This window comes from Pseudomonas sp. Au-Pse12 (assembly GCF_021341665.1).
In the GTDB taxonomy this organism is placed as follows: domain Bacteria; phylum Pseudomonadota; class Gammaproteobacteria; order Pseudomonadales; family Pseudomonadaceae; genus Aquipseudomonas.
Window position 1 is genome coordinate 486,661 of the sequence record NZ_JAJTTH010000004.1, and the last position, 16,048, is coordinate 502,708.

At 62.0% G+C, this 16,048-nt stretch carries 16 protein-coding genes and 1 pseudogene; 3 read left to right on the plus strand and 14 right to left on the minus strand.

Annotated elements, in window-relative coordinates; all coding sequences use genetic code 11:
- Window position 1 precedes the first annotated feature (1 nt).
- The 5 genes from LXM55_RS14050 to LXM55_RS14070 all read right to left on the minus strand — a co-directional run bounded on the left by LXM55_RS14050 (window position 2) and on the right by LXM55_RS14070 (window position 5,396).
- Window positions 2–1,279 (minus strand): MFS transporter, encoded by a 1,278-nt coding sequence (locus LXM55_RS14050; protein WP_233320896.1) that lies wholly within the window; start codon window positions 1,277–1,279, stop codon window positions 2–4.
- Between the two features lie 91 nt (window positions 1,280–1,370).
- Window positions 1,371–2,420, minus strand: coding sequence for a type III polyketide synthase (locus LXM55_RS14055; RefSeq protein ID WP_233320897.1), 1,050 nt, complete (start codon window positions 2,418–2,420; stop codon window positions 1,371–1,373).
- 208 nt (window positions 2,421–2,628) lie between these two features.
- Complete coding sequence (locus LXM55_RS14060) at window positions 2,629–3,069, minus strand: Zn-ribbon domain-containing OB-fold protein (RefSeq protein WP_233320898.1); 441 nt, start codon at window positions 3,067–3,069, stop codon at window positions 2,629–2,631.
- Window positions 3,070–3,081: 12 nt separating this feature from the next.
- Window positions 3,082–4,278, minus strand: coding sequence for a thiolase family protein (locus tag LXM55_RS14065; protein ID WP_233320899.1), 1,197 nt, complete (start codon window positions 4,276–4,278; stop codon window positions 3,082–3,084).
- A gap of 29 nt (window positions 4,279–4,307) precedes the next feature.
- Window positions 4,308–5,396 carry a hydroxymethylglutaryl-CoA synthase gene (locus tag LXM55_RS14070; protein WP_233320900.1) on the minus strand — a complete coding sequence of 363 codons (1,089 nt, stop codon included), beginning with the start codon at window positions 5,394–5,396 and terminating at the stop codon, window positions 4,308–4,310.
- Between the two features lie 460 nt (window positions 5,397–5,856).
- On the opposite strand from LXM55_RS14070, the gene LXM55_RS14075 reads away from it, so the two are divergent.
- Window positions 5,857–6,459: a TetR/AcrR family transcriptional regulator gene (locus LXM55_RS14075; RefSeq protein WP_233320901.1), complete on the plus strand. Its 603-nt coding sequence runs from the start codon at window positions 5,857–5,859 to the stop codon at window positions 6,457–6,459.
- Window positions 6,460–6,501: 42 nt separating this feature from the next.
- On the opposite strand, the gene phlG is transcribed toward LXM55_RS14075, so the two are convergent.
- Window positions 6,502–7,386, minus strand: a complete 885-nt coding sequence (gene phlG, locus LXM55_RS14080) for a 2,4-diacetylphloroglucinol hydrolase (RefSeq protein WP_233320902.1) — start codon at window positions 7,384–7,386, stop codon at window positions 6,502–6,504.
- Window positions 7,387–7,527: 141 nt separating this feature from the next.
- Between phlG and LXM55_RS14085 the strand changes: the two genes are divergently transcribed.
- Window positions 7,528–8,199, plus strand: coding sequence for a TetR/AcrR family transcriptional regulator (locus LXM55_RS14085; RefSeq protein ID WP_233320903.1), 672 nt, complete (start codon window positions 7,528–7,530; stop codon window positions 8,197–8,199).
- Window positions 8,200–8,271: 72 nt separating this feature from the next.
- Here LXM55_RS14085 and LXM55_RS14090 read toward each other — a convergent pair whose 3' ends face one another.
- The 7 genes and pseudogenes from LXM55_RS14090 to LXM55_RS14115 all read right to left on the minus strand — a co-directional run bounded on the left by LXM55_RS14090 (window position 8,272) and on the right by LXM55_RS14115 (window position 14,072).
- Window positions 8,272–8,589 (minus strand): DUF2388 domain-containing protein, encoded by a 318-nt coding sequence (locus LXM55_RS14090; protein WP_016966055.1) that lies wholly within the window; start codon window positions 8,587–8,589, stop codon window positions 8,272–8,274.
- Window positions 8,590–8,660: 71 nt separating this feature from the next.
- Window positions 8,661–9,110: an NfeD family protein gene (locus tag LXM55_RS14095; RefSeq protein WP_233320904.1), complete on the minus strand. Its 450-nt coding sequence runs from the start codon at window positions 9,108–9,110 to the stop codon at window positions 8,661–8,663.
- 10 nt (window positions 9,111–9,120) lie between these two features.
- Window positions 9,121–10,041 carry an SPFH domain-containing protein gene (locus tag LXM55_RS14100; protein ID WP_102862164.1) on the minus strand — a complete coding sequence of 307 codons (921 nt, stop codon included), beginning with the start codon at window positions 10,039–10,041 and terminating at the stop codon, window positions 9,121–9,123.
- Between the two features lie 133 nt (window positions 10,042–10,174).
- Window positions 10,175–11,038 carry a methyl-accepting chemotaxis protein gene (locus LXM55_RS32680; protein WP_442799759.1) on the minus strand — a complete coding sequence of 288 codons (864 nt, stop codon included), beginning with the start codon at window positions 11,036–11,038 and terminating at the stop codon, window positions 10,175–10,177.
- Window positions 11,030–11,800, minus strand: a pseudogene (locus LXM55_RS32685) (HAMP domain-containing protein); the annotation flags it as partial. The pseudogene LXM55_RS32685 and the gene LXM55_RS32680, both read right to left, overlap by 9 nt.
- 24 nt (window positions 11,801–11,824) lie before the next feature.
- Complete coding sequence (locus LXM55_RS14110) at window positions 11,825–13,642, minus strand: GspE/PulE family protein (protein ID WP_233320906.1); 1,818 nt, start codon at window positions 13,640–13,642, stop codon at window positions 11,825–11,827.
- Window positions 13,643–13,754: 112 nt separating this feature from the next.
- Window positions 13,755–14,072, minus strand: coding sequence for a hypothetical protein (locus tag LXM55_RS14115; RefSeq protein WP_233320907.1), 318 nt, complete (start codon window positions 14,070–14,072; stop codon window positions 13,755–13,757).
- Window positions 14,073–14,196: 124 nt separating this feature from the next.
- On the opposite strand from LXM55_RS14115, the gene LXM55_RS14120 reads away from it, so the two are divergent.
- Window positions 14,197–14,667 (plus strand): Lrp/AsnC family transcriptional regulator, encoded by a 471-nt coding sequence (locus tag LXM55_RS14120; protein WP_047338086.1) that lies wholly within the window; start codon window positions 14,197–14,199, stop codon window positions 14,665–14,667.
- A 9-nt stretch (window positions 14,668–14,676) separates the two neighbouring features.
- Here the strand turns inward: LXM55_RS14120 and LXM55_RS14125 are convergent, their stop codons facing one another.
- A complete protein-coding gene (locus LXM55_RS14125; protein WP_233320908.1) occupies window positions 14,677–16,044 on the minus strand; it encodes a CYTH domain-containing protein in 1,368 nt (455 codons plus the stop codon).
- Window positions 16,045–16,048: the final 4 nt, after the last annotated feature.

Genomic DNA, 16,048 nt, shown 5'->3' on the forward strand with positions numbered 1-16,048 from the left:
TCTAATCCTTCAGAGGCAAGGGGGCGGGGAGGATGGGCAGTGTGTCGGGGGCGCGCGTGCGGCGCGGTTCGAGCACCTGCTCCTTGAGCAGAAATGACAGCAGCAGGCCCGCGAGGCTGCCGCTCAGGGCCACGTAGAGGATCGACGGCAGGCCGAAATGGCTGGCGGCGAACCCGGCCACGGCCGGCGACAGGCCGCCACCGAGAATCTCGCCGAACCCCACGACAATCCCGGTCGCCGTCGGCAGCAGGGCCGGGGCCACCGACTCGCTGGTGAGTGGCCCGACCGTCATGCAGATCAGGCTGAAATTGAAGAACGACAGCATGAACAGCAGCAGGAACAGCAGCCCGGTGATGGGCGGGCTGACGATCAGCAGGCCCACCAGGGTGCTGCTGGCCATGAAACACACCGACACCACCGGCTTGCGCCCGAGGCGGTCGGACAGGCCGGGGATGATCAACTGGCCGATGAAGCCACCCAGGCCAATGGCCGAGATGACGAAGGCCATGGACAGGGTGTCCAGGTGCATATGATCGGTCAGGTAGCTGGGCAGCATGGCGCACAGCACGAACTGGCAGGTGAGGATGCAGAACATGATCAGGATGTTCAGGCTCACGTTGCCGCTCTTGAAGGCCGCCAGCCAGTTGCCCCAGGCGCTGCCGGCAGGGCGCTCGGCGGCGGGCACCGGCAGCGGCCGGTAAACCTTCCACAGGTAGCCGGCCAGCAACAGGCCGGGCAGGGAAATGATCGCGAAAACCGCGCGCCACGAGCCGGACAGTTGCAGCAAGTAGGCGGCGATCAGCGGCCCCAGGCATAGGCCGAGAATCGGGAACAGCGCTTGCTGGATGCCCAGGTTCAGCCCGCGCCGGTCGGGGCGCGAAACCTCGTTGGTGACAATGATGCTGGTCGGGGTGAAGGCGCCTTCGCAGATGCCCATCAGCCCGCGTAGCAGCACCAGCCCCAGCACCCCGGTGGCCAGCGCGGAAAAGCCGGACAGCAGCGACAGCACGGCAATTGAGGCCACCAGCACGCGGCGGGTGCCCAGGCGCTCGATCACGCTGCCCATGCCCAGGGCGGACAGCCCCCAGGTGAAGGCCAGCGCGGCGGACAGGTAGCCCAGGTCCTGATAGTCCAGCTGCAGGTCGTGCATGATCACCGGAAACAGCGGCAGGATAATGAAGCGATCCAGCCCCACCAGCCCAAAACTCAGTGACAGCAACAGCACCATGGATCGTTCGTAACGGCTGTTGGCAGCCGTGGTTGGCATTCCAGTGTTCATCGCTCAGCTTCCTTGTGAAACCATGAACCGGCTCGACCTGACGTGGCCATGCAGCCCGGCAACGTCAGGTTGGACAAGCGCAGGGGTTACATCAGGCGGTCCACTCGCCGACCGCCATTTCCGCGGTGAACCCCGGGCCGAACGCCGCCAGCAGGCCGATATCGCCGCGATTCAGGTTGGAGTCGAACTGCCGCTTGAGCACGTCGAACACCACCACGCTGGCAATGTTGCCGGCTTCCGACAGGCTGCTGCGCGATTGCGCCACCCGGTTCGAGGCCAGGTCCAGGTGCATCACCAGTTCGTCGAGGATCTTGCGGCCGCCGGTGTGGAAGATGAAGAAGTCGTTGTGCGCGCAGTTCTGCTCGAAGCTGTCGTAGTTGAGCTTCTCCATCACCGGCGCCACATCCTTGATGGAGTTCATCACCGCCTTGTCGAGGGTGAAGTGGAAGCCGGTGTCCTTCACGTCGTACTTGATGTAGTGCTCGCTCTTGGGCAGGAAGAACGACTCGGTCTTCTTGATCTTGAAGCCGCCGGCCTGGTCATCGGCGCGCAGCACGCAGGCCGAGACCGCATCGCCGAACAGCGCCGCGGAGATGAAGGCGTGCAGCTTGGTGTCGTCCGGCTGATAGCACAGCGAAGAAAACTCCAAGGACACGATCAGCACGTGATTGCGCGCATCGAGTCGGGCGAAATCGTTGGCCCGGTTGATGGCCGCGGCACCGGCCACGCAACCCAGCTGGGCGATCGGCAGTTGCACGGTGGAGTTGGGCAGGCCGAGGTCGTTGATCAGGTGCGCGGTCAGCGACGGCATCATGAAGCCGGTGCAGGAGGTGACGATCACCATGCGGATGTCGCTGATCTGCAGCCCGGCATTCTCGATGGCCTGGCGCGCCGCGGCGGACGACATCTGCCGGGCTTCACGCTCGTAGACGATGCTGCGGTGGGTAAAGCCGGTGTGCACCGCGAGCTCGTCGATCGGCAGCACCAGGTGGCGCTCGTTGACTTCGGTGTTGGCGATCATGCGTTTGGCCAGGGCCATGCGCGGATGGTCGGCGTGCAGGTTTTCCAGGTGATCAACCATCTGTTGCTGGGTGATCTTGTGTTGCGGAAACATGACGTGTGGAAGGCAAAGAGTAGACATGATGGGTCCTTGGCTCTAAGTAAGCCAATAAGTTAAGGGGTGGGGATAGTCCCCGTTCATAGGCACAGGAATCTGTAGGCCCTAAAGGAAATCAGGGCCTTAAGGCAACTTCGAGGCGTGAAGCGGCCGTTGATGTAACTTTTAAGTTGGATTTTATTTTAATGGCTAACTTCAAGGTGCCTTATATAAAGGCACCTTGAACAACAACTTATATATCCAGTACGAACTTATAAGCGTATTGCCAGGCCAGGTTGCTTTCGCGCACATGCTTGCGAATCACCATGCGCACTGGCGCACCGACTTTCAGCTGTTGCGGATCGCAGACATCGACGATCTCCGAGGCGATCACCAGGCCGTCGTCCAGGCGCACCATGGCCATGATGCGCGGCACGGTTTCGCCATAGCCCATGGCGGCCAGGATCGGGTTCTCGGCGTGGGCCATGACTTCGATCTTGCCCGTGCGCTTGCAGCGGTAAGGCTTCACGCTCAGGGAATTGCAGGCGCCGCAGACGGTGCGCCGGGGGAAGAAGATTTCATTGCATTCTTCGCACTGGCTGCCTTCGAGGCGGTACTTGCCACCATGTTCGCGCCATTCGCGAAGCATGCTGGCGGTGGTCATTCTGTGGATCTGTTCTGGGTACATGGACATGGTCCGGGCTCCTTAGTCGTTCGAGAGGACAATTACCGAGTTGTGCGCCGCATAACCGCCAAGGTTCTGCGACACGCCGATGCGTGCGCCCTTGACCTGGTTGTCGGATTCACCCCTCAGCTGTCGGAACAGCTCGGTGATGTGCAGGATGCCGTCGCAGCCGGAAGCGTGGCCGCGGCCGATGTTGCCGCCGTCGGTGTTCAGTGGCAGCTGGCCGTCCAGGGCGATGCCGCCTTCGAGCACGAAGTCGCCGGCCTGGCCCTTGCCGCAGATGCCCATGGACTCCATCTGGATCAGCCCGGCGCCGAGCAGGTCGTAGACCTGGGCCACGTCGATGTCCTTGGCGGTGATCCCGGCTTTCTTGTAGGCAATTTCCGCGCAGGCGATGGAGTTGGCGGAGACGGCCATGCCCACGTCCTTGGGCAGGCCCGGGTGGTGCAGGGTCGGGTTGTGGAAACGCGTACCGAAGTAGTGCGAGACCCCGGTATAGGCGCAACCGCGGACGAACACCGGTTTGTCGGTGTATTTGTGGGCCAGGTGCTCGGCCACCAGGATCGCGCAGCCACTGGCTTCGCCCCAGGCCAGCATGGAACCGCAGGCTTCACTGTTCTTCAGCGCTTCCAGGGACGGAATCGGCTGGCCATAGCGGGTGGCGGTCGGGGTGTTCTGCGCGTAGATGCGCATCTGCCGGCCAAACGTGGCCAGCACGTCGGCCTCGCGACCGGCATAGCCGAACTTCTGGAAGTACTCGGCGGTGGCCAGGGCAAAGGCGTCGGTGTGGGAGATGCCGAGGAAATAATCGTATTCACATTCAGTGCTGGAGCCGATGTATTCGGCGTAGTTGAAGTGATCGGTCATTTTCTCGAAGCCGCCGCACAGGACGATGTCGTATTCCCCGGACGCGACCATCTGGTGGCCCATCTGGAACGACACCGAGCTGCTGGTGCAGTTGGCGGTGCTCATGAAAGTCGGCGCCGGGCTGATGCCCAGGGCGTCGGAAATGGTCGGCCCCAGGCCGCCATATTCGGAAATGCCTTCACCGTGATAACCGTAGGCGACACCCTGGATTTCCCGGGGGTGCATCTTGGCGTCCTTGAGGGCCTTGTAGGCGGACTCGACGATCATTTCCTTGAACGTCTGCCGAACTCGTGAACTTCCGGGTTTCGGCGTATAGGCGGCCGAAACGATTGCAACACGACGTGCGCACATGTGCATGCTCCTTGCGTAGACAGGCGTAATCAGAGGTAGGCGGTCAGGGCGTAGTCAGCCCGCAGGTACTTGAACTCGTACTTGATGGACGTGCCGTAATCGACGTAGGTCTTGGTTTCGAGCAGTTCGCGCAGGGGCTTGTTGTGCTTCTGGTACTGCTCGATGGCGTCGGTGACGGTCAGGGCGATGGCGTCACTGCCGGCGCCGAAACCGTAGGACACCAGGAGGATCTTCTGGCCCGGGCGGGCCTGGTCCAGCACGTTGATCAAGCCGAGCAGCGGGCTGGCCGAGCCGGTGTCGCCGACGCTGCCGGCGTAGATCCCCGGTTCCACCTGCTTGGGGGTGAAGCCCAGGTGCTTGCCCAGGGAGTAGGGCGTGGACACCAGGTTTTGCTGGAACACTACATAGTCATAGTCGGCCGGGCTGGTATGCAGCTTGGCCATCAGGCCTTCGGCGGCGCGGCGGGTCTGGTCTTCCAGGCCGATGCTGTTCTTGTCCGAGCCCAGGCCCATTCCCGAACGGATGTAGCGATCACCCTGGGGGCGGATGTTGTCGGCGATATCGGCGGCGCAGGAGAAGCTGCCATCGAATTCGGCAATCACATTCTGGCTGCCGATCAGCAGCGCGGCGGCTCCGGCCCCGGCATAGGATTCGGTCAGGTCGCCCGGCGCGGTGTTGCGGTTGATGGTGTCGGCGCCAATGGCCAGGGCGCTGCCGGTCATGCCGGAGGCCACCAGGGCCTGGCAGATCTGCAGGGCGGAGGTTCCGGACTTGCCGGCGAACTGGACGTCGGCGCAGTAGGCGTCGTAACCGCTGCCGAGCATTTCCAGGATGATCGAGGCCGAGGCCCGCGAGTCATAGGGGTTGGTACAGGTGCCCAGGTACAGCGCCTCAAGCTCGTGGCCGGGGACTTTCGCCAGGGCCCGCTGCGCCGCCAGCACCCCGAGGGTGATGACATCTTCATCGGGTTGCAGCACCGCTCTTTCCGTCACGCCGAGGTTTTCCTCGACCAGCTTGAGGTCGGTGTTTTTCCAGACGTTGATCACTTCCTGGACTTTCAGGCGGCATACCGGAATACCCGCGCCATAGCTGACAATGCCTACTTTTTTCACGTTCATTTTCCTCTTGATTCCATTCTTTTCAGAAAACTGCGTCGTGCTTGTTCAGAAGCACTCTTGAAACATACGGAAAACAATTTTGCGGCCTTTCCTTTGGCGACAATGCATAAACCCTCGGGCTTGAGCGGTTTAACAGCAGACTCCAAATGACGGGAAGCCCGCTCGAAAGCTGTTTTTATTCACCTCATCATGCTATGATACGGAACGTTTCGTTTAATAATAATTTCAGCCGATCTAATCTCTTGAGGGGGAAGGTCAACAGCCTTGAATTCGAGGAACTCCAAGTTACAAGGCCTGATCTGCTCAACCCTTACGCGATATTTTTGAAACTAGATAGATCGATGCAAGAAAGTAATGATTCTTTTAAGAATGAAACGAAACGGACCGTTTCATTTCGATTCGAGGGAATCCTATACCCTGCGTTGCGTTTGTCAAGCGACCTGCCTGGAGATTTTTTATTGTGGCTCGAACCCCATCTCGCAGCTCCATCGGCTCTTTGCGAAGTCCTCACACCCATAAAGCCATCCTCAGTTCCACCATCGAAATCCTCAAGGAATGTGGCTACTCCGGGCTCAGTATCGAGTCCGTCGCCCGCCGGGCGGGGGCCAGCAAGCCAACTATCTATCGTTGGTGGTCGAACAAGGCGGCTTTGATTGCCGAGGTTTATGAAAACGAGAGTGAGCAAGTCAGGAAGTTTCCTGATCTTGGCTCTTTCAAAGCAGATCTCGACTTTTTGCTGCGAAATCTCTGGAAAGTCTGGAGAGAAACGATCTGCGGAGAGGCCTTTCGCTGCGTGATCGCCGAAGCGCAGTTGGATCCGGCAACCCTGACCCAGCTCAAGGATCAGTTCATGGAGCGCAGAAGGGAGATGCCGAAGAAACTGGTGGAAAATGCCATCAGCAATGGCGAGTTGCCCAAGGACACCAATCGCGAATTGCTGCTCGATATGATCTTCGGTTTTTGCTGGTATCGGTTGTTGACTGAGCAGTTGACGGCGGAACAGGACATCGAGGAATTCACTTCTCTGCTGATCAACGGTGTGTGTCCTGGAGCACAACGCTGATCCCTGCAAGCCATTAAGCCCGTGGGCTTAATGGCTGTTATTTCAGGCTGAAGCGGGGCCGAACTCTCGATACAGATCTGGCAGGAAGCTGGCCAGATGATTGAACTCGCACATGTCATGCACCGCGAATTCGTAGGCCAGAGTTTCCAGCTCGGCCTCGCCGAAGCCACTTTCCTTCAACAGCGCCGCGGCCTTTTCTGCCCCGGGAAAGCGGGCCATCGAGGGATGTGAGCCAACCCAGTAACGGCTGGTCAGGTGCATGCCGCCCGGCACTTCCTTGAACAGATGCACCATCAACGACACCGGCACCTGTGGGTGGTCCGCCAGGCTCATCAGGGCACTGACGCTGCCGTCGATTTTCGCTTCGCGGTACAGATCGGGGTTCAGGCCTAGGCGAGCCGGTTCCTGGAAGTCGATATGCAGGTGCATCAGGCGGTCGCCGACATATTCCGAAGCGCAGAAGGTGTTGCCGTACAGCCGTTCTTCAAAACTCAGGGATTCGTCGCGCAGGCGCTGGTGATTCACGCAGGGGTTGCTGACATGGGCGTAGGGGAACCACAGGGTATAGCGCTCCGCTTCCGCCGGGTGCCACATGAACCACCACTTGAACATCTGCGCGGTGCAGCCGGGGAAGAACTTGCGGCTCTGCACATAGGCCATCGGGCCGGGCAGCAGCGCGTAACCGGATTCCTCGCTAACAAAGTCCGGGTCGAGCAGGCGATTGATGTCCTCGATGCTCGGGGTCAGGGTGTCTTTCAGGTCCATGGGGCCTTGTTGGATCTTGCGTACGGCGGACAGCGGCACGCGCATTTCCGAGCGGAAATACTTGGCATAGGGCTTGTTGCTGACTGCAGCCTGGTTGCGCAGGAACAGCTTCTGCATGGGCAGTGAGAAGTAGGTGAAGGGAGTCATGATGCGCGCTTCCATGCTGATATCCTTTGGCGTGAATTGACAAGTAGCGGCCATCTCCCGGTACCCCGCTGGCAGGGTTGAACGAGAAACTGGCGCTTTGTAGCTAAGCAGTCCATAAACAAAAGTCAAATTTGAATTTAACTTAGCGAGGCATCTATGGCCGTTTCCGCTTCCCCGCAGCCAGCGGCGGCCCGTGCGCCGCGTCAGGATGGCCAGGCCACTCGCCAGCAGATCCTGGAAACGGCCGGCCAGCTTTTTGCCGAGCTGGGGTATGCCAACACCACCAGCAAGCAGATCTGCGAGAACTCCCGGGCCAACAACGCCTCGGTCAACTACCACTTCGAGAACAAGGACGGCCTGTATCGGGCGGTATTGCGCGAGGCCCACGACCGCCTGGTGCGGATCGAGACCATGATCAGCCTGAGCGAGAGCCAGGACAGTGCCGAAGACAAGCTGCGGGCGATCATCACCGTGCTGATCGAAGGGCTGGGCAACCAGCGCGAAGGCTGGGCGCTGAAAGTGCTGACTCGCGAACTGTTGTCGCCTTCCTCGGTGCTGCCGGCGGTCCTTGAGGAGCAGGCGTTCCCCAAGGCGAAGATCGTGCGCAGCATTCTTGGCCAGATCATGCAGCTGTCGCCGGACGACCCGGCCACCCTGCGCAGCGCGGTCAGCGTCTTCGCGCCCTGCCTGTTCCTGCTGATTGCCCATGAGCCGCTGACGCGCAACGTGTTGCCTGGCCTGGAGCTGGATCCGCCGGCACTGATCGAACACATGATGAGCTATGCCCTCGCCGGGCTGGCGGCGGTTTCACGCGCTTCTGCTGTCTAGCCTGTCGAGCGGGCCAACGAAAACGCCGACCCAGGGGTCGGCGTTTGCTGTCAGCCATCCTTGGGGAGAGGGTTATTCCTGAGCGACGGCGTTCTTCGCCAGGATGGCGTTGGCCAGTTCCATGTCGGTGGCCTTGAGGCCGGGGTTGTCGGCGCGGACTTTCTGCATGGCGGCTTCCAGGTACGGGCCGCGAATGCTGCCTTCGCTGGCAACGAAGCTGCCAGCGTCGTCCTGGGCGGCGACGATCAGCTTGTGGTCCTTGAAGGTCAGGTAAGTGGAACCGGTGGTGGCACCGGAGGAAATGACGTTACGCCAGAAGGTGTCGGCCATTGCCGAACCAACGGGAAGGGACAGCAGGGCAAGGGTGGCGACAGCAATTTTCAGACGCATGATGGGTGACTCCAACTGGGGGTTATCTGCACAGTTTGATTCTAGATACCCCGGTGGAGTTCCGTGACCCGTCAGTCAAGGTTTTCGACCAGCAGAATGGCCCCTTCCTGCCCGGTTACCCGCACCTTGGCCCCGACCGGCGCGTCGGCGCCCTTGGCGATCCACACGCCGTCGGCCACCTTGATCCGCCCGCGACCGTTGACTATCGCCTGTTGCACCACGAAGGTCTTGCCGATCAATTCCTGGCCCCGCAGGTTGAGGTTCGGCTGGTCGCTGGGGCGTACCACGTTGCGCTGGCGGCGCCACCAATACAGCGCCGTCAGCACTGACAACAGGCCGAACAGGAGAAATTGCATTTCCCATGACAGGCCGGGGATGAGGAACGTCAGGACCCCCACGGTGGCGGCCGCAAGGCCGATCCACAACAGGTAGCCGCCGGCGCCGAACACCTCGAAGATCAGCAGCAAGGTGCCCAGTGCCAGCCAGTCCCAGAACGATAGCGCTTGCAGGAATGCCAACATGGATCGCGCCTCAGACCTTCTTGCCGTCGAACGTGGCCTTGACGATCTCGCCGATGCCGCCCACCGCGCCGATGACCTGGCTGGCCTCCAGCGGCATCAGGATCACCTTGCTGTTGTTGGCTGAAGCCAGCTTGCCCAGGGCATCGATGTATTTCTGCGCGACGAAGTAGTTGATCGCCTGGACGTTGCCGCTGGCGATCGCCTCGGACACCACCTGGGTTGCCCGGGCCTCGGCTTCGGCCTGGCGTTCCCGGGCTTCGGACTCAAGGAATGCCGCCTGGCGTTCGCCCTCCGCCTCAAGGATCTGTGCCTGTTTCTTGCCTTCTGCGGTCAGGATGGCCGCGGCACGCAGGCCTTCAGCTTCGAGGATCTGCGCACGTTTGACCCGCTCGGCCTTCATCTGCCCGGACATGGCCGCCATCAGGTCGGCGGGCGGGCTGATGTCCTTGATTTCGATCCGGGTGATCTTGATTCCCCAGGGCGCGGTGGCTTCGTCGACGGTTCGCAGGAGTTTCTCGTTGATGCCGTCACGTTGGCTGAGCATCGCGTCAAGTTCCATGGAACCCAGCACGGTACGGATATTGGTCTGCAACAGGTTGCGGATGGCGTGTTCGAGGTTGTTGACCTCGTAGGCGGCCTGGGCAGTGTTGACCACCTGGAAGAAACACACGGCGTCGATCTGCACCGTGGCGTTGTCGGCGGTGATGACTTCCTGGGGCGGGATATCCAGCACGCTTTCCATCACGTTGATCTTGCGCCCGATGCGGTCCATCACCGGAATGATGATGTTCAGTCCCGGCTTCAGGGTGTTGGTGTAGCGGCCGAAGCGTTCCACCGTCCACTGGTAGCCCTGGGGGACGACCTTGAACCCCATGAAGACCAGGGCCACGGCAAGGCCGACAAAAAGTAACAGTACGCTTCCAATCTGCATAACATTCACCTGTTCAGTCAGTGATCAAGGGGCTCGGGGAGCCGAGTGTACGGGGCTCCCCGACTTGACGCTGAGATACCGCGGCTCCTGCATCATCAGGACACACATCACCGGCGTGATCCGTTTCCAGGCTTCAGAGCCGGAAGCGTGTGACGGAGGTCTGCAGCGTGGCCACGGAGTTTTCCATCTGCTCCACCGTGAGGGTCAGATCACGCATGGCCTGGCTGTTGCGCTGCGCCACCTGGCTGATCATTTCCACCCGGTGCGCCACTTCGCTGCTGGCCTTGGATTGCTCGCCGATGGTGTGGGATATCTCTTCCACCATCAGCGCCGAGCGTTGCGCACCCTGGCGAATCTCATTGATCGAGGTGCCCGCCTGCTGGGCCATGTGCACCCCGTCGCTGACCCGGCTGACCCCGGTTTGCATGCTGCTCACCGCCTGTTCGGTGGTTTCCCGGATCCGCTCGATCATGCCGGTGATCTCCCGGGTGGATTGCGCGGTGCGTGCCGCCAGGTTGCGAACCTCGTCGGCGACCACGGCGAATCCGCGTCCGGCCTCACCGGCCCTGGCCGCTTCGATGGCGGCATTCAGGGCCAGCAGGTTGGTCTGCTCGGCGATGCCATTGATCACCTGGATGATCGAATGGATTTCCTCAGAGGACTGGCCCAAAGCGGTGATGCTCTGGGACGACTGATTCACCGCCTCGGCGATGTGGCTCATGCCGTCTACCACCCCGAGTATCACCTGGCCGCCGCTGCCGGCCAGGGATTCGGAGTGGGCGGCAATGCCCTGGGCATTGCGGGCGTGCTCGGCGACCTGGGCGATGTTGCTGATCATCTGCTCCATGGCGGCGGCCATGTTGGTGGCGCCGTCGGCCTGCTCGGTGGCGCCTTCGGCGATACCCAGCGAGGTGTCGCTGAGGCTGTGGGAGCGGCCCCGCAGCTCCTCGCTCTCATGGCGGATGGTGGTGATCATCTGCCGCAGGTTGTCCTGCATCTCGCCCAGGGCCTGTTGCAACTGGCCAGCTTCGTCCTGGCTGTCGATGCTGATGACCGTGGTCAGGTTCCCCAGGGCAATGGCCCGGGCCGTGGCGACAGACTTTTCCAGTGGCTTGAGCACGCGAATGAGCAACTGGCGGGTCAGCAGGCACAAGGCCAGGGCGGCAATCAAGCTACCGCCGATCAGCCACCAGGCGGCCTGGCGCACGGCGCGCTCGCTGTCTTCGCGGGTCTGCGCGGTGCTGGCTTCGATCTTGCTGCTCAGGGCGGTATTGCGGGTTTCCACTTCACTGAAGCGTTGGGAAAACTCCTGCATGTGCAGGCGTGCCGCCTGCGGGTCCTTGAGGGCCTGCTCGGCGATGCTCTCGGCGGCATGGATGTAGTTCTCCAGGACCGGCTGCAGCTCGCTGATGGCATCGCGGATATCCGGCGCCAGGGGCAGTTTGGCGTTTTCCGCCAGGGCCTTGCGGAACCAGTCGCCGTGCTCGCGCAGGCTGCCACGCACCTCCTCGCCGGCCGCGCTGTCGCCGGGTTCGCTGCTCAGCGCTTCCAGCACGTCGGCCCGCAGGGCGTCGTGCATCATGTCGGCTTCCAGGTGATTGCGCAGGGCGCTGGCATTGAGTTCATTGTCATGCAGGGCACTGGCCAGGCGTGATTGGCCCCAGAGGCCGAGGCCGGCCACCAGCGTTATGGCCAGCAGGCTGAGAACCCCGGAGGCGATCATGTTGTGACGAATATTCATGCCTGGCTTCCTGCTCATTTTTGGCGGTGTTTAAAGCGTAGTTCAGTGCTCAGGGTTCGCCTGCGGGCGAGTTGTAGCGCGTTGCGGATGCTCGTTTTGTGGCGTGACCCGCAGGACTTCTTCAAGGCTGGTGAGGCCCTTGGCCAGCGTGTGCGCGGCGGCCTGGCGCAGGCTGCGCATGCCCTCTGCGGATGCCTGGCGGTGCAGGTTGGTCAGGTCCAGGTCGTGATGAATCATGCTTTTGAGCGCACGGCTCAAGGGCATGATCTCGTAGACGCCGGTGCGCCCGTGGTAGCCGGTGCCCCGGCATTCGGCGCACCCCACGGCGCGCTGGGCAGCAGGCACGGGTAGCGGTTCTTTGGCTCCGGTCAGGTCTTTCCAGTCTTCCTCGGCCAGCTCGGCAGGGGCCTTGCAGTGCGGGCACAGGGTGCGTAGCAGGCGCTGGGCCATGACCCCGATCAGGGTGGCCTTGATCAGGTAATGCGGCACGCCCAGTTCCAGCAGGCGGCTGATGGCTCCGGGGGCGTCGTTGGTGTGCAGGGTGGAGAGCACCAGGTGCCCGGTGAGTGCGGCCTGGATGGCCATTTCGGCCGTTTCCAGGTCGCGAATTTCGCCGATCATGATGATGTCCGGGTCCTGGCGCATCAGTGCGCGCACACCGCTTGCGAAGTCCAGGTCGATAGGGTGCTGGACCTGCATCTGGTTGAACGCCGGCTCGATCATCTCGATCGGGTCTTCGATGGTGCACAGGTTGACCTCGGGGGTCGCAAGCTGCTTCAGCGTGGCGTAGAGGCTGCTGGTCTTGCCCGAGCCGGTGGGGCCGGTGACCAGGATGATGCCGTGGGCCTGGGCGGTCATGGCTTGCCAGCGGCTCAGGTCGTGGGCGCTGAAGCCCAGTTGGGCGTAGTCCTTGAGCAAGACCTGGGGATCGAAGATGCGCATCACCAGTTTCTCGCCGAAGGCGGTGGGCAGGGTCGAGAGCCGCAGTTCGATCTCAGGGCCTTCGGGCGGGCGGGTCTTGACCCGCCCATCCTGGGGCCTGCGTTTTTCCGCGACGTTCATTCGCCCCAGGCTCTTGAGACGGCTGACGATGGCCAGGGTGACTTGGGGTGGGAACTGATAGACGTTGTGCAGCACGCCATCGATGCGAAAGCGCAGGGTGCCGTGCTCGCGGCGCGGTTCGATATGGATGTCGCTGGCCCGCTGCTGGAACGCGTACTGGAACAGCCAGTCGACGATATTGACGATATGCGCATCGTCGGCATCCGGTTCCTGGTCGCTGGCGCCCAGCTTGAGCAATTGTTCGAAGCTGCCCAGGCCGCCGGCCTTCTGCTCATTGCTGGCGCCGCTGACCGATCTGGCCAGGCGATAGAACTCCAGGGTCAGGCGCTGGATATCCTGGGGGCTGGCCACCACTCGCCGCACGGTGCGCTTGAGGGCATGGGCCAGGTCGCTTTCCCAGGCGCTGACGTAAGGTTGCGCGCTGGCCACGGTAACGTTTTGTGCGTCCACGGCCACGGCGAGGATCTTGTGTCGCTGGGCGAACGCGTGGGACATCAGCGGCGTGATGCTGGGCACATCGATGCGCAACGGGTCGATGCGCAGGTAAGGCTGGCCGGCTTGCCGGGCCAGCCAGGCCGTCAGGTTGTCCAGGTCCAGGTGCCGGCCCGGCTGCTGCAGGTCAGGCAGTTGCTGGTCGGCGATCAGTTCCAGGGGATGCAACACGTTGCCGGCCGCATGGGGGCGGCTGCTCAGTACCTGTTCAGCGGCGTCCTGGCTGATGCGACCCTGGGCCAGCAGTTCCCGCAGCAGCTCGCGAAGGTCCAGCCAGCGGTCCTGAGGAATGTGCGCGGCACTCATGGGAGGCTCCTTGGGGCTGTTGCCGAGACGTGGGTCTCGGCGCACAAGCTGCCAAGAATAGTCCCGAGGGGCTCAAGGGGGCGCGGCCAAGGGTTGCAGGGTTTTGCCGGGATCAGCCCGCGGCTTGCAGGCGCGAGGCCTCCGCCAACTGCAGTTCCACGCCACAGACACTGATCAGGTTGCGCAGCTTGTCGCCGATCACTCGGGCCCGGTGCCAGCTCAGGTCATCGAGTTCCACCTCGATGTGCAATGTGGCGTCCTGTTGCTGCATCGAGAGCCGCTGTGGCACCAGGAACTGCAGGGCGAAGTGGTTGAGGATCCGACACAGCACATCGGCTTCGGCGTCGGCCACTATCCGGTAGAGCACGCGGCAGCGGGCATTGTTGAGGTTCCAGACATCGGCGCGGGGGGCTGGCTCGAAAGGGGGCATGGCGGTCTCCAGGTCAGTGGAGAAATTTTTACATTCGTTTCCCGGTATTTCTTATCTAAGATGGGCCTTGTTTGCTTGAAGATGAATTGTTCAATTCAATTTTTTTCGATTATGGGTGATTTTTATGCATAGCGAGCTGGATGCCTATGACCGCCGGATTCTGGCCTTGCTGCAGGAGGATGCTTCGCTTTCCAGCGCGCAGATCGCCGAGCAGGTGGGGTTGTCCCAGTCGCCCTGCTGGCGGCGCATTCAGCGGATGAAGGAAGAGGGGGTGATTCGCGGCCAGGTGACCTTGCTTGATCGCAAGAAAATCGGCCTCAACACGCAGATCTTTGCCGAGATCAAGCTCAACGCCCACGGACGTTCCAACTTCACCGAATTCACCGAGGCGATTCGTGGCTTTCCGGAGGTGCTGGAGTGCTATGTGCTGATGGGCGCGGTGGACTTTCTGCTGCGGATCGTGACCGCGGACATCGAGGCGTATGAACGCTTCTTCTTCGAGAAGCTGTCCATGGTGCCGGGGATTCAGGAGGTGAACTCGATCGTTGCCCTGTCGGAGATCAAGTCCACCACCAGCCTGCCGGTCATGCGCTGACGGGCGGGTTTACAGGCGCAGGAGCATTTTCCAGGCACGGTTCTGGAACACTGCGATGGCCTGTTGCTTGCGGGCATCGAGGGCTTCGTCGGTGATCGGCTCGTTGGCCAGTTGTGCCAGCTTGTTCAGTTCACCGTAGAGGCGGTCCAGTTCCGGGATCTCCAGGACGGCGCGGGCGTGATGCAGCCAGGCCTGGATGCGCTCGATGCGCGGCAGTTGCTCGGCCAGGTCTTCCGGCTGTTGCTGGTAGCGCGGCAGTTGCAGCGAGCGGGCTTCTTCGGCCAGCAGGCGTGGCAGCCAGCTGGCCAGTTGTGCGGCGCCCTGGCGATTGCCGCGGGTATTGCGCTCGGCGCTCCAGGCGCGGGCCAGCAGCCAGCGCGAGGTGTTCAGCGAGAACAGGCCCCAGCGCACGTCCTGCAATTCTTCGATGAACTGTTCCGGCGCGGCCTTGCGCACGTCTTCATCATCGAGGCCGGCCTGTACCAGTGGGCGCCAGTCTTCCAGCAGGGCGTCCAGGGCACTGCGCAGCTCGGCGGTGGACTGGCGTGGCGCTGCCTGGCCCAGGCTGCTGGCCAGGGCCCGCAGTTCGGCGAGGTTGTCCACCCAGTCCTGCAGCAGGCGCCAGTGGCCGTTGAAGCGGAACTGTTCGGCCAGGCGCTGGCTGCTACCCAGCAGATGCCAGGCCAGGGCGGCGAAAGCGTCGTCCAGGGGCATCTCGGCGCTCAATTGCGGAGCGGGCAGGCTCAGCGAGTAGCTGCCGGCATCGAACAGGCGATAGCCACGTTCGGCCTTGCTGATGTCGCAAGGCATCAGCGGCAGGGTGAGGGCCAGTTCCGCCGCCAGCTCCAGCAGAGCGGCCGGTTCACCTTCACGCAATTCCAGTTCCAGCTCGCAGATTTCTTCCTTGTGCTTGCCGGCGATCACCTGGCCCAGGTCCAGGGCGGCTTCGATCACGACCTTGGCCTTGCCCCGGCCCCAGGCGATTTCCGCGCGCTCACGGACAAAGTCGGTGGTGAATAGCGGCTTGAGGGTCTTCTTGTCCAGGTCGGCCAAAGACTTGGGCCAGCATTCACCTTCGAGTTTCTTCACGTCCAGCTTGGCCTTGGCCAGTTGCCAGTCGTACTCGTTGCGTTCGGACAGGCCGGCGACGCTCTGGCCGCTGGTCTTCAGGGTCTGGATCACCGCATCGCCGTCGCGACGCAGGCGCAGGGCAACTTTGGCCCGGGCCAGATCACGCTCTGGGGTGTCGAAGTACTGATTCATCAGCTCACGGCGTTCCCAGCCACTTTTGTTGCGTTTTTTCAGTAGCGGGTGCTCGCGCAGAGCAGCGAGGGTTTCGCGGCTGACGCGGAGTTTGATTTCGGTTTCTTTCTGCATGGCC

Excerpts from the sequence above, each read along its gene's own strand:
- LXM55_RS14050 (WP_233320896.1), bottom strand. The coding sequence starts at position 1,279 with ATGAACACTGGAATGCCAACCACGGCTGCCAACAGCCGTTACGAACGA.
- LXM55_RS14055 (WP_233320897.1), bottom strand. The coding sequence starts at position 2,420 with ATGTCTACTCTTTGCCTTCCACACGTCATGTTTCCGCAACACAAGATC.
- LXM55_RS14060 (WP_233320898.1), bottom strand. The coding sequence starts at position 3,069 with ATGTCCATGTACCCAGAACAGATCCACAGAATGACCACCGCCAGCATG.
- LXM55_RS14065 (WP_233320899.1), bottom strand. The coding sequence starts at position 4,278 with ATGTGCGCACGTCGTGTTGCAATCGTTTCGGCCGCCTATACGCCGAAA.
- LXM55_RS14070 (WP_233320900.1), bottom strand. The coding sequence starts at position 5,396 with ATGAACGTGAAAAAAGTAGGCATTGTCAGCTATGGCGCGGGTATTCCG.
- phlG (WP_233320902.1), bottom strand. The coding sequence starts at position 7,386 with ATGGAAGCGCGCATCATGACTCCCTTCACCTACTTCTCACTGCCCATG.
- LXM55_RS14085 (WP_233320903.1), top strand. The coding sequence starts at position 7,528 with ATGGCCGTTTCCGCTTCCCCGCAGCCAGCGGCGGCCCGTGCGCCGCGT.
- LXM55_RS14090 (WP_016966055.1), bottom strand. The coding sequence starts at position 8,589 with ATGCGTCTGAAAATTGCTGTCGCCACCCTTGCCCTGCTGTCCCTTCCC.
- LXM55_RS14095 (WP_233320904.1), bottom strand. The coding sequence starts at position 9,110 with ATGTTGGCATTCCTGCAAGCGCTATCGTTCTGGGACTGGCTGGCACTG.
- LXM55_RS14100 (WP_102862164.1), bottom strand. The coding sequence starts at position 10,041 with ATGCAGATTGGAAGCGTACTGTTACTTTTTGTCGGCCTTGCCGTGGCC.
- LXM55_RS32680 (WP_442799759.1), bottom strand. The coding sequence starts at position 11,038 with ATGCAGGACAACCTGCGGCAGATGATCACCACCATCCGCCATGAGAGC.
- LXM55_RS14110 (WP_233320906.1), bottom strand. The coding sequence starts at position 13,642 with ATGAGTGCCGCGCACATTCCTCAGGACCGCTGGCTGGACCTTCGCGAG.
- LXM55_RS14115 (WP_233320907.1), bottom strand. The coding sequence starts at position 14,072 with ATGCCCCCTTTCGAGCCAGCCCCCCGCGCCGATGTCTGGAACCTCAAC.
- LXM55_RS14120 (WP_047338086.1), top strand. The coding sequence starts at position 14,197 with ATGCATAGCGAGCTGGATGCCTATGACCGCCGGATTCTGGCCTTGCTG.
- LXM55_RS14125 (WP_233320908.1), bottom strand. The coding sequence starts at position 16,044 with ATGCAGAAAGAAACCGAAATCAAACTCCGCGTCAGCCGCGAAACCCTC.